We start from the raw sequence: 13478 nt of genomic DNA on the forward strand, positions 1-13478 counted from the left end.
ATGTTTTTACTGTTATTTTTATCAGTCATCGACTTTTATCTTAACCTGACGATATGAATGCATTGCTTTATTAAGCCGCAGATAAACTGCGCAGCAAAAAGCGCTGAATTTTACCACTTGGGGTTTTTGGCAACTCTTTCACAAACTCAACCTCACGTGGATAAGCGTGCGTTGATAAACGCTTGCGCACCAAATCTTGAATCTCTTTAGCAATCTCGTCTGTGCCTTCGATACCGTCTTTTAGTACTACATACGACTTAATGGTATGACCACGCACTTCGTCTGGCACTCCAACTGCCGCTGACTCTGCGACTGCCTCATGCTCCAACACGGTATTTTCAACATCGGTTGGTCCAACGCGATAACCTGCGGTAATGATAATGTCGTCATCACGCCCTGAAAACCAATAGCTGCCATCACTATGGCGCTCAACCACGTCGCCTGTTAAATAGTAATCATCAGCGAAAGCGTCTTTTTCGTTCCAGCTATAACCACGGAAATAAAATGCGGGGGATTGACTGACCACTACGGCAAGCTGTCCTTGTTCGCCATCAGCTAATATATTCATCTCATCGTCTAACACTACCAATGTGTGCCCCGGTAGCGCCATGCCCATCGAGCCAACCGGACATTCATGTGCTAACGCATGATGCTCACAGCAAGTCATACCCGTTTCGGTCTGCCCGTACTGATCGCAGACTTTACAGTTTAAATAGGTTTCAACCCAATTGACCACTTCGGTATTTAAGGTCTCGCCTGCTGAATTGGCACAGCGCAGTGATAATTTAGCCTCATTGTCATTACTATTGTCATTGTGAGCAGCTTCAAAGACGCCACTCGATTTCATCATCCGAAACGCTGTCGGTGAGGACGCTAAATTACTAATTTTATGACGTACCATAAAATCGCGAGTATTTTGTGCATCAAAGCCGGCTTCATTAAAATACGTTGTTACCCCTAATAACAAAGGTCCTGTAATCGCATAATAAAGACCGTATGCCCAGCCTGGATCTGCCATGTTCCAGTAATTATCATCTGCTCGCAAGTCAATCGCATAGCGCATGTAGAGATAAAACGCTGAGAGCGCACTTAGCGGCACACTAACGCCTTTTGATTTACCAACCGTACCCGAGGTAAACATTTGCAGAAAGGGAGCATCGGTATTTAATGAAACCGCGTCTACCGTTTGCGACTGCGTTGCGACCTTTTCAGCGTAGCTATCATCACCCCAGCTTTGCGCATCTACCTTGCTACCAACCAGCACCATTTTGGTTTGCTTAGCCAAGTCGTCAAACTTGCCACGATTTTCTTGATTGGTGAAAACCACTTTGGTATTGGCTTTGTCCATCCGATACTTAATTGAATCATAGCCAAAGGCGGTAAATAACGGTTGATAAACCGCACCGATCCGCCAAGTCGCGAGTACAATGGTGAGCAGCTCAGGGGTGCGAGGTAGCATGGTTGCCACTTGGTCACCAACTTGCACGCCATAAGACAACAATAAATTGGCGACTTGTGCACTTGCCTTATCAAGCTCAGCAAAGCTCATGCGCGTTACATTGCCCGACGTATCTTCATGCACCAGTGCAATATTATCACCGCGACCATCACGCACATGACGACCACAGCATGCCATATAAGCATTCAAGCGATCGTCTAAATGCTCGCCAAATATTTCTGTCAATAGCGCGTTCATATCAAAGTTATGATAGTAATCGCTGTAGCTCATTGGCGGGTGTGCAGTATGATTTGAAGTGGTATTTACAAATGATGGGTCTGTAGAAGAGGTGTTCATAAGCTAATCCTTTAGCAATAGCAGGTAACGGGCGAAATAAGAGAATTGTCAGCAGAAAAACAGGCATATCCTAGCAACTGTTTTTTCTGCTTGTTCGCACATATCAATGTGCATAGACTCTATTAGTAACGCATTTTAATATTTATTTCAATACATAACGTATCATTTTTATAATTCAATCACAAACTCTCAATGGAACTTTATTTCAAAGCATTCAGCAGCCACTTAAAAATCCTAGCAGCGCCTTTTCTTCATAACTTTGATGCTGTTTAGTACGACCACGGCGCGCTTGTTTATAAGGTTCAAAGAACTGCCCCGCCAAAAAGCGCTCTATAATAATGGGATTAATATAAGAAGATCGGCACACCGTTGGCGTATTTCCCAGCTCATCAGCGACACTTTTTACCATATCAGTCACCAGTTGCTGACGTTCTTTGCTATCAGGTTCACTGGCTAATATTGCTTTGCCCTGAGCGCTCTGTAGCTCATCATGCAAGTAACTGGCGGCAAGGACACTGGCCATCCAAGTACGAAAGTCCTTTGCGCTATATAAATTACCGCTATGCATCTCACTGTCACGACCATGACCGCTAGTATGCGTGCGTAGATAGTCGTTGATATCGCTACTGTCGACGACTTGCTTATGACCCTTGTCATCTAAATATTTAAAAATCTGATAACCAGGTAACTCGGAACATGCCTGTACAATCTCAATCAAACGCTCATCTTGCAATTCAATATGATGCTCTTTGGCACTTTTACCGAAGAAATCAAACGCCAGTCCATTATCAGTTTCGCTCACATGCTTACTGCGTAAAGTACTCAAACCATAGCTCTTATTGATCTTGGCATAGCGGCTGTTACCGATACGAATCAAGGTCGTTTCTAATAGTTTGACCACTGCTGATAAGACATTTTCACGGGATAATGATTTAGCTTTCAAGTCTTTTTCGACTTGCGCACGTAGATTCGGCAATGCTCTAGCGAAGCCTATCATGGCATCGAACTTGGCTTGATCACGTACGCGATCCCACTCAGGGTGATACAGATACTGTTTTCGTGCTTTGTCATCGCGCCCCGTCGATTGCAAGTGCCCTTTATCGTCTTGGCATATCCAAACCTCTGACCACATCGGTGGTATCACTAGCGCATTAAAACGCTGTCGCAAGGCTTTGTCTTTGACCGTTTTGCCTGTGGCATCTTTATAAGTAAACCCGCGCCCCCAACGCCTACGCGTAAACCCAAGCTCATCATCACTGACATAGCGCAGATTAGCAAGGCGAGCGAGTTTTTCATAATCATGGCGTATGTCTTGCGTGGTTGTTTGGTCATTTAGCGTCGCCATAATACATACTCGATTGATAAAATAGTCGTTTTAGCATAATGAATTGCGATGGTTTTTGCTGTTTATTTGCCACGAGCAAAGTGTAATCGATGTGTAAAAAAACACGCTTAAAAGGGTTCTAAATAATGAGCTTTTGAGCCATAATTTGACAACAATCACAATTTAATTTGAATAAAACACAATGAAAAATACTTCTATAAAGATAGCAGCATTATCTAAAGACGATTACGAATTTTGGTTACCTTTGTGGCAAAACTATCTAAAATTTTATGAGACCAGTTTGCCATCAAGTACCATCCAAAACACGTGGCACAGTTTGCTCGATAGTAACGTGCCGATTTATGGTTTTGGTGCTTGGCAGGACGACAAGTTAGTAGGTATTACCCATGTGGTGCTACATCCAACGACATGGAGCAGCATGGCATGTTGTTATTTACAAGATCTTTATGTCGATGAGTCTGTACGTGGACAAAGTATTGGACGAATTTTAATTGAAGGCGTATATAATTTTGCCGATGAGAAAGGCTGTAATCACGTTTATTGGAAAACTCAAGAAAGTAATACCGACGCACGCCGATTGTATGACAATGTCGCAAGCTTAACAGATATGGTGCAGTATCGTAAAAACCTATAATGGTTGTTCAATGCTTTATGACTCAAATTTATCTCAAAATGCAATCATAAAAAAAACGCCAAGCGTTAAACACTTGGCGTTAATCTGTTGACTACTACTCTAAAAATGCTTATTTACCATAAACACATAAATAAGCCGTTTCTACTGCCACTTTTACTTGAAACTTCTGATTGGCTTCAACGGTAAATTGCTCACCCGCATTAAAGGTTTGCCACTCATCACTTTCTGGCAATTTGACCGTCAATGCACCACTGACCACGCTCATGGTTTCAAATTCGCTGGTACCAAACTCGTACTCGCCAATTTCCATCACGCCAACTGTTGCAGGCTTAGTTGCCGTTTGAAAGGCAATAGAAGTGACTTTATTATCAAAATAACTGTTAACACTTGGCATAATTTTCCTTAATTAAATATTAATTACTATTTTATTTTACAATCCCGCTTTTAGACTCGCTTCGATAAACTGATCGAGGTCACCATCGAGTACCGCACCAGTATTAAAGGTTTCAACGCCAGTACGCAAGTCTTTGATACGTGAATCATCGAGTACATAAGAGCGAATTTGACTGCCCCAACCGACGTCTGACTTGCCATCCTCGACCGCTTGCTGAGATTCCATGCGTTTTTGCATCTCAAGCTCATAAAGCTTAGCACGTAACAACTTCATCGCCGTCGCTTTGTTCCCATGCTGGCTACGCTCGTTCTGACAAGTGACCACCACGCCACTTGGCTCGTGGGTGATACGTACCGCAGAATCAGTCGTGTTCACATGCTGACCACCTGCGCCAGATGAACGATAAGTATCAATACGCAAATCTGCTGGATTGATGTCAATCTCGATATTATCATCAATTTCAGGCGACACAAAAACGGCAGCAAACGAGGTATGACGACCGTTATTGCTATCAAATGGTGATTTACGGACTAAGCGATGCACGCCGATTTCGGTACGTAACCAACCAAAAGCGTAATCCCCTTTAATCTCAATCGTTGCTGATTTAATACCAGCCACGCTACCAGAAGACACTTCAATAACTTCAACTTTGAAGCCATGCGATTCCGCCCAGCGTGTATACATACGCAACAGCATCTCTGCCCAATCCTGCGCCTCAGTGCCACCACTACCCGACTGGATATCTAAGTAGCAGTTATTAGGATCCATCTCACCGCTAAACATGCGACGGAACTCTAAATCAGCAACGCGTTTCTCCGCATTGTCGAGCTCTGCTTGCACATCCGCCAGCAAGGATTCATCCTCTGCTTCTACCGCCAGCTCAAGCATGGCAGACGCATCTTCCAATGTGCTCTCAAGCGACACCACAACATCGATGACGCCATCAAGCTGGCTTTTTTCTTTATTAATTTTAGTCGCACGCTCTGGATCATTCCATAGCTCGGGGTTTTCTAACTCTAAATTGACTTCTTCTAAGCGTTCTTGCTTACCATCGAAGTCAAAGATACCTCCGCAAGTCCTGCCCACGCTCTAATAAATCTTTGATTCGTTCTTGATACGGATTGATTTCCATAAGGTTTCCTGTCTTTTTAAATAAATATCTCACTGATATGGCGCTATTTTAAATGAGATTGACAATAAATAGTTGGCTAATTATGACTGGCTTTATATTAAATAACGTTAAACAGCCTAAATCGACCAATCCTCTACTGCCCAGCGATGCGACAACGCATGCGCATGTAGCGCATCGTCGGGTGACACACAAATAGCCACATCCGCCCACTCAAGCAATGGAATGTCATTTTTGGAATCTGAATAAGCATAAGTTTTATCAAACTCAACACCCGCTGATTTTTGCTTATCTATCCATTTATTAAGATGATAAATCTTACCTTCTTTAAAGTTTGGCTTGTCGGTAAGTTTACCCGTATAGCGCTCATTTTTTATCTCAAGCGGCGTTGATAGCACATTGGCACCTTCGATACCAAAACGCTTGGCAATGGCGGATACCACAAAATCATTGGTTGCAGAAATGATCACCACCTCATGACCTTTTTCAACATGCTGACAGAGGACTTCCATCGCTTTTGGGCGTATGTGTGGCTCAATTTCACTTTTAATATAGTCTTCTCGTAGCTCATGCAATCTATCCATCGGCAAGCTACTTAAAAACTGTGCCACAAATTCATTATATTCCGTCGCATCAAGCGTACCTTCGATATAGTCTTGGTAAAACTTTTGATTGGCCGTGCGATATTGCGCTTCATCGACGAGGTCGTGTTTGACGATATACTCGCCCCATAAATAGTCGCTATCGACGTCGAGCAAAGTATGATCTAAATCAAAAAGTGCCAGCTCTTTTGGAAAAATTTGTGCTTGTGTTGCCTGCATAATGAGACCTTATTATTGTTTGTTAAAGGACAGAAATACAACTGGTTTTTAATAACTTCCGCTTTGGAGATAGATAATGATATGAAAAATTTCTCAATAATTTTTCGTTAATGCTACTGCTTACCAAACAAAATTATGGTAAATTTATTTATATAACTTGTGGTTAGGGCGTGTCCTCACTCTGAACGAAAGCGCCCAAATGGGCTAAAAATGGTGACACGCCCTAGTATCTGTTTTGCTTACTTCATCATAAAAATAGAGAATCGCATGGAAGCGCCTGATGTCAAAAATGTTTTGCCAAGTAAAACGCGTCGCCCTGCCCGTTCGATCAAAGAAATCAGACAACGTCAGTTGGGTAAAAGCTATCAATCACCTTTCGACCGTATACTGTATACGTTCTTAAATGGTGTCATGTACGGCGTTGGCGGTTTACTGATCGATCTTGCTATTGTGGTTATTCGCTCAATAGCTGGTATAGGTAATGGCGACGTTTTTTGGTTATTCACCCCATTTATGTTGGTCGTAGGCGCAATCATGGGTTTTATCGTTGGTAAAAATGCTGGTGCTGAAAGCGTCAATGCGCTCAACATCAACGAAACAACCAATCATAACGCTTACCTTAATGACTACTCTATACGCCACGATATTTTTCGCGGACTGATTATTGGTATTATCATTTTTGCCATCATTTGGCTGGTCATGATGCTGATGGTATAAACTGATTGTATAAAGCCTCTCTATGTAAAAAACGTTTGCCTGATTTATATAAAAAAATAGATCAATATCAGACAGTTCGCGGATGCTTTATAAATTTATACTTAATCAGGCATAGCTACTTCTGTTAAGCCCGTTTTAAATTTTTGACAACGCTCCGCATAATGCATCGCTGATAATTTCAACATCGCTGCTTGCTCGTCCGTTAAGGTTTTGACCACCTTCGCAGGCGCACCCATGACGAGTGAGTTGTCTGGAATCTCTTTGCCTTCAGTGACCAATGCCTTAGCACCAATAATGCAATTTTTACCAATTTTGGCATTGTTCAATACCACTGCACCGATACCAATTAAGCTATTGTCACCGACTTCGCAGCCGTGCAGCATCGCTAAATGACCAATGGTGACATAGTTGCCGATTTTGACCTCAATGCCTGCATCAGTATGAATGACGCTGTTTTCTTGCACATTACTATAATCGCCGATATGAATGCGTTCATTGTCACCGCGAATCACTGCCCCAAACCACACGTTAGCTTGATGACCCAAATAGACATCACCTATCACTCGTGCTGAGTCTGCGACCCAACCATTAAAAGGTACCGCGAATTCGGGCACCTTGTCTAAATATTGATAAATCATAACGGTTCCTTGTTATATATAGTAATGAAATAGGTCAATCATGAAAATTAGTCATGAAAGCGAATCATGAAAACCAGATATCTTGATTTGCTGTCCATTGTGGCAAAGCCAAAAGGGAAAATCCAGCGCTATTAATGGCTAATAATTAAAGGCATACTTTTCAATCTAAAAATCGGCTGGCTATCTGCGGGCATATTGTATATAATGCGCAAAATCTGTGCCTAAGCGAGCGGACATGATGCAAGTTACCTATTCACTATCTAGTGGGTTTTGTAGTTTCCATCAATAATGTCTTCTCGCTTTTTTGTGGAAAAATTTTGGGTTTAGGTGTTTTTTAGTATCCAGTAATAGCAATTTTTGCGATACAAAAAAGCCATTTCTAATCTGAAATTTAATCATAAAAAATTATGGCACTCACTAATAACAGCGGAGGCAACCCTTGAATTCATCGGCAGAAATACAAGCAATTTTGGCATTAGCAGACGGTACGATTTTTCGCGGTGTGAGTATCGGCAGTCTCGGTCATCGTGTCGGTGAGGTGGTGTTTAATACAGCCATGACAGGGTATCAAGAAATCCTAACCGACCCAAGTTATGCGCGCCAGCTGGTCACCCTAACCTATCCGCACATCGGCAATACTGGTACCAATAGCGAGGACACTGAGTCTGGCAATGGTCATAAAGTGTGGGCCGACGGTCTTATCATCCGTGATGCCACCATGGTTACCTCAAACTTCCGTAACTCAGAATCATTAAGCGACTATTTATCACGTAACGATACCGTTGCAATCGCTGAGATTGATACCCGTCAATTGACTCGTCTACTACGTGATAAAGGCGCACAAAATGGCTGTATTATGACCGCCTCAGACGGCGAGACAATCAGCGCTGCTGACGAGCAACAAGCCATCAAATTGGCACAAGAATTTGCTGGTATCGAAGGCATGGACTTGGCAAAAGAATGCTGCTCGAAAGAGTGCTTCGAATGGACAGCAGGTACGTGGGATTTATCAGATACCCTACTTAACCGTGATGCCATTGGCAGTCATGATAGCGGTACCGGTGGCTTCTTTAAGCAGTTGGGCACGCATGTTGACTCAAAATATAACGTGGTTGCCTACGATTTCGGTAGCAAAACCAATATCTTGCGTATGCTGGTTGACCGCGGCTGTCATGTAACCGTCGTTCCTGCACAAACGCCTATCGCAGATGTGCTGGCGATGAACCCAGATGGTATCTTTTTATCAAACGGTCCTGGCGACCCTGCAGCCTGCGACTATGCTATCGATGCCGTACGTCATATCATTGAAAAAACTGATGTGCCAACCTTTGGCATCTGTTTAGGTCATCAGCTGATTGGTCTAGCTAGCGGCGCAAACACCATTAAAATGAAAACCGGTCATCACGGCGCCAACCATCCAGTTCAAGACTTAGCAGCTGGCACGGTTATGATTACCAGTCAGAACCATGGTTTCGCGGTTGATGAAGACACACTGCCTGCTAATGTTAAATCTACCCATCGCTCATTATTCGATGGTACCAACCAAGGTATCGAGCTGACCAACAAGCCAGTCTTTAGCTTCCAAGGTCACCCAGAAGCCAGCCCTGGTCCACATGACTGCGCGCCACTGTTTGATAAGTTTGCAGATATGATGGCAAAGGCTAAAGCTTAATCAGCTTTTAAGTATCAGTCATTAGCACACAGTAAGTATTCGTTATACAGCTTAGATCACGCATGATGGTTTAAGCTAAGCCACGCAAAATATCGTTTTATTAAAGTGTTGTTTTATTAAAATATAGCACTGTTCAAATACGATTTTAGCCGAATATAAATCAATTAAAATATCATACTAACGAAGGTAGCCCTAACTATGCCAAAACGTATCGACATAAAAAGCATTCTTATCATAGGCGCAGGTCCTATCGTCATCGGTCAAGCATGTGAGTTTGATTATTCGGGTGCACAGGCCTGTAAAGCGCTAAAAGAAGAAGGCTATCGCGTCATCTTGGTCAACTCAAACCCTGCGACCATCATGACTGACCCTACCATGGCGGACGCGACTTATATTGAGCCCATTACTTGGCAGACGGTTGAGCAAATCATTGCCAAAGAACGCCCTGATGCGATCTTGCCAACCATGGGTGGTCAGACGGCGCTGAACTGTGCCTTAGAATTAGACAAACACGGCGTCTTGACCAAGTATAACTGCGAATTGATTGGCGCGACCAAAGACTCAATCGAGATGGCAGAAGATCGCAACTTATTTGATAAAGCCATGAAGCGTATCGGCCTTGAATGCCCGCGCGCTGAAACCGCTGAGACGATGGAAGAAGCCTTTGCGACCCAAGAAAAAATGGGCTATCCCTGTATCATTCGTCCATCATTTACCATGGGCGGCTCAGGCGGCGGTATCGCTTATAACCGCGATGAATTTATCGAGATTTGTGAGCGCGGCTTTGACTTATCACCAAACCATCAATTGCTCATCGATGAATCATTAATCGGTTGGAAAGAGTATGAGATGGAAGTGGTTCGTGACAAAAACGACAACTGCATCATCATCTGCGCGATTGAAAACTTTGACCCAATGGGCGTGCACACCGGCGACTCAATCACAGTTGCGCCAGCACAGACTTTGACCGACAAAGAATACCAAATCATGCGTAATGCCTCATTGGCAGTACTACGTGAAATCGGCGTTGAAACAGGCGGCTCAAACGTTCAGTTCGGTATTAACCCTGATACGGGTCGCATGGTTGTCATCGAGATGAACCCACGTGTATCACGCTCGTCTGCCCTAGCCTCAAAAGCCACTGGCTTCCCGATTGCTAAAATCGCGGCAAAACTGGCAATTGGTTACACGCTAGATGAATTGCAAAATGACATTACAGGTGGCAAAACGCCAGCCAGCTTTGAGCCTGCGCTTGATTATGTTGTGACCAAGATTCCACGTTTTAACTTTGAAAAATTCGCACAAGCCGATAGTGTTTTATCAACCCAAATGAAATCGGTTGGCGAAGTCATGGCGATTGGTCGTAACTTCCAAGAATCCATGCAAAAAGCCTTGCGCGGTATGGAAACAGGCAATGACGGTTTTGATGAGCAAATTGACTTATCAAAAGTGGCAGCTGATAAAGCTCGTAGCGAAATTATTAATCGCTTAACCATCCCAACACCTGAGCGCATTTATTATATTGCGGATGCTTTCCGCGTCGGTATGAGTGTCGATGAAGTGTTCAATTTCACTAAGATCGACCCATGGTTCTTGGTACAGATTGAAGACATCGTGAAAACTGAAGCACAAGTTAAAGCACTTGGTTTTGGCGGTTTGACCGAAAAGAACTTACGTAGCTTTAAACGTAAAGGCCTATCAGACTTACGTTTGTCCAAATTGCTGGGTGTCTCACAAAAGCAACTGCGCAAAAAGCGTTGGGATTTAAACGTCTATCCAGTCTATAAGCGCGTCGATACTTGTGCCGCAGAGTTTGCGACCAGTACCGCTTATATGTACTCAACATACGATAGCGAATGTGAAGCTAATCCAACAAATAACAAGAAAATCATGGTCATCGGTGGCGGCCCTAACCGTATTGGTCAAGGTATTGAGTTTGACTATTGCTGTGTACACGCTGCTCTTGCCATGCGCGAAGACGGTTACGAGACCATCATGGTCAACTGTAATCCTGAAACGGTTTCAACCGACTATGACACCTCAGATCGTCTGTATTTTGAGCCAATTACCTTAGAAGACGTGCTAGAAATCGTCCGTATCGAAAATCCTGATGGCGTGATTGTGCAGTTCGGTGGTCAAACGCCATTGAAACTAGCCCGCGCGCTTGAAGCGGCTGGCGTAAAAATCATTGGTACTAGCCCTGATGCGATTGATCGCGCTGAAGACCGCGAACGCTTCCAACATATGATTCAGCAATTGAACCTTATTCAACCAACCAATGCCTTAGCAACGAGCTTAGAAGATGGTTTGGTCAAAGCAAAAGACGTTGGCTATCCATTAGTTGTACGCCCGTCTTATGTACTAGGCGGCCGTGCCATGGAAATCGTCTATAACGAAGATGAGTTAAGACATTACCTACGTACGGCGGTACAAGCATCAAACGAAGCGCCAGTACTACTAGACCGCTTCTTAGATGATGCAATCGAAGTCGATGTTGACTGCGTTTGTGATGGTACAGATGTGGTGATTGGCGGTATCATGCAGCATATCGAACAAGCAGGCGTGCACTCTGGCGACTCAGCCTGTTCATTGCCGCCTTACTCATTGTCTGATGAGCTATGTGATATGATGCGTGCACAAACCGTCGCCATGGCAAAAGAGCTTGGTGTCGTTGGTTTGATGAACGTACAGTTTGCTGTAAAAGGCGAAACGATTTATATCTTAGAAGTGAACCCTCGTGCCGCCCGTACCGTGCCATTCGTTTCTAAGTGTATCGGTACTTCTTTAGCGCAAATCGCGGCTCGCTGTATGGCTGGTACCTCGCTAAAAGATCAAGGCTTTACCACTGAAATCGTTCCGGCATTTTTTGCAGTAAAAGAAGCGGTATTCCCGTTTGCTAAATTCCCTGGTGTTGACCCAATCTTGAGTCCTGAGATGAAATCAACGGGTGAAGTGATGGGTGTTGGTAAAACCTTTGGCGAAGCATTTTACAAAGCCATTATCGGTAGTAATGAGCGTCTGCCAGGTCTACCGACCGCAGGGGAAACCAAGACCGTCTTTATCTCTGTACGTGATAGCGACAAAGCACAAATCGCTCCGATCGCGCGCCAGCTTGCCGACTTTGGTTTTAACATTGTATCAACCACTGGTACGCAAAAAGTATTGGCCGATGCCGGTATTGAATGCAAGCAAATCAATAAAGTCACCGAAGGTCGCCCGCATATCGTCGATGCGTTGAAAAATGGTAAAATCGACCTTATTATTAATACCACTGAAGGCAAACAGGCTCAAGAGGATTCATTCTCTATCCGCCGTAGTGCTCTACAGGGCAAAGTATTCTACGTCACGACTTTGGGTGCGGCAGATGCGGTTTGTAAATCTTATACCATTGACCTGCCATTTGAGGTGTATAAGCTACAAGATTTGCACGAACAAGCAAAGACTATCGCTTAGCTCTATTGACTTAGCAGCATAATTTCAGTAGATTAAGCATGACTGCAACGCTTGTTTAAAAGCTGAGGCAAAACTTGTTATCGATTTTTATATAACAGTAGTGCTTTAAAAAACGTATTACTTTAGAAAAATAAAGTTTTAAAAAGATAGACCTAAAAAGCATAGTGGCTAAACTGCGACTATGCTTTTTATTACGTAAGGTTAATGTGCATTGTTTGTCAGTGTATCTATGCTCACAGATAAGCGCGTGTTTAGTTGTTACGCAATCTAAAACCCATTCTTTTTATATCTCATACTCATTGCAACAACACTGACACCATCTCACTATTCACTAAGAGTAGGAGATGGTGTGATGTTATTGGTTTAAGGAAAAAACATGCAACGTTATCCCATGACTCCGCAAGGACATGCGGCTCTAGAAGCCGAATTAAAACAGTTAAAAAGTGTCGATCGTCCACGCATCACTGCTTCTATCGCTGAAGCCCGCGAACACGGCGATTTAAAAGAAAACGCTGAATATCATGCAGCGCGAGAGCAGCAAGGTTTTTGTGAAGCGCGTATTCGTGATATCGAAGCCAAACTTGGCGGCGCGCAAGTGATTGATCCTGCGACACTGCCCAAAGATGGTCGTGTGATATTCGGCGTGAGTGTCGTTATCGAAAACATGGACACCGGAGAAGAAAAACAATACAAAATCGTTGGTGATGACGAAGCAGATTTTAAAGCGGGTAAAATCTCAGTCAACTCGCCAATTGCTCGTGGTCTGATTGGTAAATCTGAAGGCGATGAAGTGCGTATTGAGACGCCAAAAGGTGTGGTCGAATACGAAATCATGAAAGTGATTTACGATTAATTTGACTGATTTGATAAATATCTGGAT

11 protein-coding genes are annotated in these 13478 nt (G+C 43.5%); 5 read left to right on the top strand and 6 right to left on the bottom strand.

All coding sequences use genetic code 11. The features are described 5' to 3' along the window. Window positions 1-70: 70 nt before the first annotated feature. Both JMW94_RS12385 and JMW94_RS12390 read right to left on the bottom strand, forming a co-directional pair. A complete protein-coding gene (locus tag JMW94_RS12385; RefSeq protein ID WP_201604604.1) occupies window positions 71-1795 on the bottom strand; it encodes an AMP-binding protein in 1725 nt (574 codons plus the stop codon). Between the two features lie 214 nt (window positions 1796-2009). Continuing rightward, entirely contained in the window at window positions 2010-3140 is a 1131-nt protein-coding gene (locus JMW94_RS12390) for a DNA topoisomerase IB (protein ID WP_201604605.1), read from the bottom strand. A gap of 181 nt (window positions 3141-3321) precedes the next feature. On the opposite strand from JMW94_RS12390, the gene JMW94_RS12395 reads away from it, so the two are divergent. After that, window positions 3322-3774, top strand: a complete 453-nt coding sequence (locus JMW94_RS12395) for a GNAT family N-acetyltransferase (RefSeq protein ID WP_201604606.1) — start codon at window positions 3322-3324, stop codon at window positions 3772-3774. Window positions 3775-3883: 109 nt separating this feature from the next. Here the strand turns inward: JMW94_RS12395 and JMW94_RS12400 are convergent, their stop codons facing one another. The 3 genes from JMW94_RS12400 to JMW94_RS12410 form a co-directional block, all read right to left on the bottom strand. Then, entirely contained in the window at window positions 3884-4168 is a 285-nt protein-coding gene (locus tag JMW94_RS12400; RefSeq protein WP_045445514.1) for a pyrimidine/purine nucleoside phosphorylase, read from the bottom strand. Between the two features lie 36 nt (window positions 4169-4204). Next, window positions 4205-5300 (bottom strand): peptide chain release factor 2 gene (gene prfB, locus JMW94_RS12405; protein ID WP_201604607.1). Its coding sequence is split into 2 segments (ribosomal slippage): window positions 4205-5227 and window positions 5229-5300, totalling 1095 coding nucleotides; the frame shifts between segments, so codons are not numbered across the junction. A 116-nt stretch (window positions 5301-5416) separates the two neighbouring features. Continuing rightward, entirely contained in the window at window positions 5417-6118 is a 702-nt protein-coding gene (locus JMW94_RS12410) for an HAD family hydrolase (protein WP_201604608.1), read from the bottom strand. A 210-nt stretch (window positions 6119-6328) separates the two neighbouring features. Here JMW94_RS12410 and JMW94_RS12415 point away from each other — a divergent pair, with 210 nt between their 5' ends. After that, a complete protein-coding gene (locus tag JMW94_RS12415) occupies window positions 6329-6835 on the top strand; it encodes a hypothetical protein (RefSeq protein ID WP_201604609.1) in 507 nt (168 codons plus the stop codon). A gap of 101 nt (window positions 6836-6936) precedes the next feature. Here JMW94_RS12415 and JMW94_RS12420 read toward each other — a convergent pair whose 3' ends face one another. Next, window positions 6937-7473 carry a gamma carbonic anhydrase family protein gene (locus JMW94_RS12420; protein WP_087813762.1) on the bottom strand — a complete coding sequence of 179 codons (537 nt, stop codon included), beginning with the start codon at window positions 7471-7473 and terminating at the stop codon, window positions 6937-6939. 439 nt (window positions 7474-7912) lie between these two features. Between JMW94_RS12420 and carA the strand changes: the two genes are divergently transcribed. The 3 genes from carA to greA all read left to right on the top strand — a co-directional run bounded on the left by carA (window position 7913) and on the right by greA (window position 13451). Next, window positions 7913-9145: a glutamine-hydrolyzing carbamoyl-phosphate synthase small subunit gene (gene carA, locus JMW94_RS12425; RefSeq protein WP_201604610.1), complete on the top strand. Its 1233-nt coding sequence runs from the start codon at window positions 7913-7915 to the stop codon at window positions 9143-9145. A gap of 198 nt (window positions 9146-9343) precedes the next feature. After that, on the top strand, window positions 9344-12598 hold the full coding sequence (gene carB / locus JMW94_RS12430; protein WP_201604611.1) for a carbamoyl-phosphate synthase large subunit: 3255 nt from the start codon (window positions 9344-9346) through the stop codon (window positions 12596-12598). Between the two features lie 376 nt (window positions 12599-12974). Beyond that, entirely contained in the window at window positions 12975-13451 is a 477-nt protein-coding gene (gene greA, locus JMW94_RS12435) for a transcription elongation factor GreA (RefSeq protein ID WP_193011216.1), read from the top strand. Window positions 13452-13478: the final 27 nt, after the last annotated feature.

It is taken from the genome of Psychrobacter immobilis (genome assembly GCF_904846185.1).
Taxonomy (GTDB): Bacteria; Pseudomonadota; Gammaproteobacteria; order Pseudomonadales; family Moraxellaceae; genus Psychrobacter; species Psychrobacter immobilis_B.

Excerpts from the sequence above, each read along its gene's own strand:
- JMW94_RS12385 (WP_201604604.1), bottom strand. The coding sequence starts at position 1,795 with ATGAACACCTCTTCTACAGACCCATCATTTGTAAATACCACTTCAAAT.
- JMW94_RS12390 (WP_201604605.1), bottom strand. The coding sequence starts at position 3,140 with ATGGCGACGCTAAATGACCAAACAACCACGCAAGACATACGCCATGAT.
- JMW94_RS12395 (WP_201604606.1), top strand. The coding sequence starts at position 3,322 with ATGAAAAATACTTCTATAAAGATAGCAGCATTATCTAAAGACGATTAC.
- JMW94_RS12400 (WP_045445514.1), bottom strand. The coding sequence starts at position 4,168 with ATGCCAAGTGTTAACAGTTATTTTGATAATAAAGTCACTTCTATTGCC.
- JMW94_RS12410 (WP_201604608.1), bottom strand. The coding sequence starts at position 6,118 with ATGCAGGCAACACAAGCACAAATTTTTCCAAAAGAGCTGGCACTTTTT.
- JMW94_RS12415 (WP_201604609.1), top strand. The coding sequence starts at position 6,329 with ATGGTGACACGCCCTAGTATCTGTTTTGCTTACTTCATCATAAAAATA.
- JMW94_RS12420 (WP_087813762.1), bottom strand. The coding sequence starts at position 7,473 with ATGATTTATCAATATTTAGACAAGGTGCCCGAATTCGCGGTACCTTTT.
- carB (WP_201604611.1), top strand. The coding sequence starts at position 9,344 with ATGCCAAAACGTATCGACATAAAAAGCATTCTTATCATAGGCGCAGGT.
- greA (WP_193011216.1), top strand. The coding sequence starts at position 12,975 with ATGCAACGTTATCCCATGACTCCGCAAGGACATGCGGCTCTAGAAGCC.